3 protein-coding genes are annotated in these 2,737 nt (G+C 66.5%); all 3 read left to right on the top strand.

Annotated features, from left to right (window positions below):
* The first annotated feature begins 177 nt into the window (after positions 1 to 177).
* The gene (locus GPT33_RS18590; RefSeq protein WP_296812087.1) at positions 178 to 909 is read left to right on the top strand and encodes a hypothetical protein; all 732 of its coding nucleotides are present in this window, start codon (positions 178 to 180) and stop codon (positions 907 to 909) included.
* 2 nt (positions 910 to 911) lie between these two features.
* Positions 912 to 1,799, top strand: a complete 888-nt coding sequence (locus tag GPT33_RS18585; RefSeq protein WP_296812084.1) for a hypothetical protein — start codon at positions 912 to 914, stop codon at positions 1,797 to 1,799.
* A partial coding sequence (locus tag GPT33_RS18580) for a hypothetical protein (protein ID WP_296812081.1) occupies positions 1,799 to 2,737 on the top strand: 939 nt, incomplete at its 3' end. The genes GPT33_RS18585 and GPT33_RS18580, both read left to right, overlap by 1 nt.

Genomic DNA, 2,737 nt, shown 5'->3' with positions numbered 1-2,737 from the left:
TGCAGGTGTGCGACGGGGACGGCGATCCTCATGTCGAGCTGCCCTGCCAAGCTGGTTCGTCTGCCGTGGCGGGATATGCCGTGCTCAACACGCTGAATATTCTCGGCGGCAATCTCGTCGACGTGTTGCTGGTCGAGATCGCCCCGCCCGCCGGATCGATTATCTAAGGACGAAGACATGGCACTGAGATTCCCCAACCGAACCGGCGAGATCGGAACCTACGCTCCCGGCGTGATTACCCTGTCAGGGCAAGCGCTCCCCGGCATGCGGACGTTCGCCGCGGCGCTTGCAGCCGACCGCCTGGCTGATGCCGATACCGTCGGCCTGTCGATCCGCGCCGTGAGCGACGCTGCGAAGTGGGAGGTTTGGCAAGCGACTTACGATGACGCCGGCACCCTAACCGAGACCGTTCCAGAGGACGCCTCGGGATCCGCGATCGCCGCCGACGCACTGGTCGAGGTCACGGCGGTCGTGACCGACGGCATGCTGCGCGGCTTCGACTACACCGCGCCAGACTATCCCGATGCTCCGCCCGCGTGGACCGTGCAGAACGACCCGGCAGAGGTCGAGTGGGATGCGTTCCTCGGTACATGGCGGATCATCGCCGACGCCAACAACGGATGGCTGGATCCGAGTGCCGAGAATGCCGCACTCACCCCGACGACGTTCAGCGTCGACGTGTTCGTCCCTGTTGGCGCCGACCTGACCGATGCATCGACGGGGGCCGGGTTTGTGCTCACCTACGGCGGAGGATACCTAGAGCAGTACGCGGGCGGATCCGTGGCGGAGGGCTGGAACACCGTGAGCGGGACCGTCACCGGGCAGACCGGCGACATTACCGGGCTCGGGCTTTTTGCTCCCTACGATGACAGGGCCGGCTACCGCTTCCGCAACTTCACGGCGACCTGATCGTGATCTTTCCCGGTCTCTCGCCGATCGGGTCCGGCTCCTCCGCGGCATCGACAAGCGAGGGCGGCGGGGCACTGGTCCCTGGGTTCTCGCCGATCGGCTCCCTTTCGCTCGGCGCCGCGGATACGGTAGCACCCGAGCCGGACTATCCCGAGATCGCGCCTGTCGATGGGCTGCTCGGGGTCGCGGCGGTGTCCGGGTATGTGAAGCCATCCGCCGCCTTTCTCGCCCCTGGGTTGCTCGGGGTTGGATCCGCGACCGCTTACGCAAGCCCGGCCGTTGCGTTCCTGGCCACTGGCTTGCTTGGCGTCCCCCGCGCGCTCGTGCGCTCATCGCCCCCGGCTGCTGCGGAGATCCAGAGCGGCGTCACGCTCTACCGCTGCATGCTCACGGGGGCGCCCGACGGCCGCACCGATGCCGTGCTGCCGATCCGCTCGTTTCAGGTCCGCCATCGCCGCGACACGGCGAGCTACTACCAGATCATCATTCCATCGCTCGCGTACATCGACTTCATCACCGAACGGCCGAATGGCCAGATCGTCATCTGGGCGGACACGGACGGCGTCACCGAAGAGCTGATGCGCGGCTCGCTCGGCGATATCCGCGCGGACCGCGGGCCGAATAACCAGGCGATCACCATCAGCGGCAATGCCAGCCGTGCCGCAACGCCGCTCGCGACCTATCGCGTCTCGCGCGCCCTGTACCAGTACAGCACGTTCGACGGCGAGCAACGCCTGAGGATCGAGCCTCGCGCGGGGATTCGCCCCGGCGATACGATCCAATTCGAGGGGTCGTTTTTCACAGCTGGCGTGGTGACGTGGAGCGTGTCGGTCTCGGGAACCGGGCTGTCCGCTCAGATGGAAGTCGCCACGCTTTCGGACATGGCCTAATGCCCATCGGCTACGTTACCGAAAACCAAGGCGAGTCGCGCTATACCGTCGCGATCCCCAGACGGACGCCATTACTGGCGGCTCTGATCGAGGCGCGGCGCGTCGAGATCGAGGGCATCGATCGTGTGCTTGAGGAGCTGCGAAAGCACGAGACGGCGCGGCGCGAGGTCTATGACGCGGCGATGGCCGCGCTCGGCGCGGCGATGGCTGGGTATACCGAGTGCCGCGAGTCTTACACCGAGCTTCAATGCCGCAATGCCAAGATCGCGGAGGCCAACGCCGCTTATTCGGCCGCTCGCGCCGAGTGCGACGACGCGTGGAACGATTGCCTGTTTGCGTGCGACATCGGCGACGGCGATTGTCAGGACGCCTGTGACGATGCGCGCGAGGCGTGCAGGGACGCAGCCGAGCGAGACCGGGACAACGCACTCGCCGCCGTCGATCGACTCTGCCAGGACGCCATCGTCGCTCACCTGCAAGCATGCCAAGCGCAGTGGGCGCCCGTGATCGCAGAGGCCCAGGCGGCGGCGATCGAGGCGCTCGCGCCGCTGCAGGATGCGATGATTGCCATTACCTGGGAGCGCGCCAAACGTACCGCGGCCACACGCCGGCTCAATGAACTGCTAGGCGTGCAGGCAAGCGCCGATACCGCAACGGCGTGGTCTGCGCAGTACAACGAGGAGATCCTGGTGGGCGAAGTCCCTGAGGATCCGACCGGCTCGGAGGAAAACGCGGTCACGGTTGCGACCGTCTCGGGACGCGCGGTGATTACTGAGATTTCCAGCGCCGCACCTTGCGTGCACGATGCCCGCGCACTACCTGCCGACGTGCTATTCGTCGATGCCGCGCTTGCCACCGGTGTGGAGACGTGGCGCCCGACGTGGCGCACGGGGACCGTGACGGCCGTCAATCCAGACGGCACGCTCAAGGTGCGCATC

The sequence above is a fragment of the Thiocapsa sp. genome, assembly GCF_011390875.1.
Classification (GTDB): domain Bacteria; phylum Pseudomonadota; class Gammaproteobacteria; order Chromatiales; family Chromatiaceae; genus Thiocapsa.
This window is presented reverse-complemented; position numbering and strand designations above follow the sequence as displayed.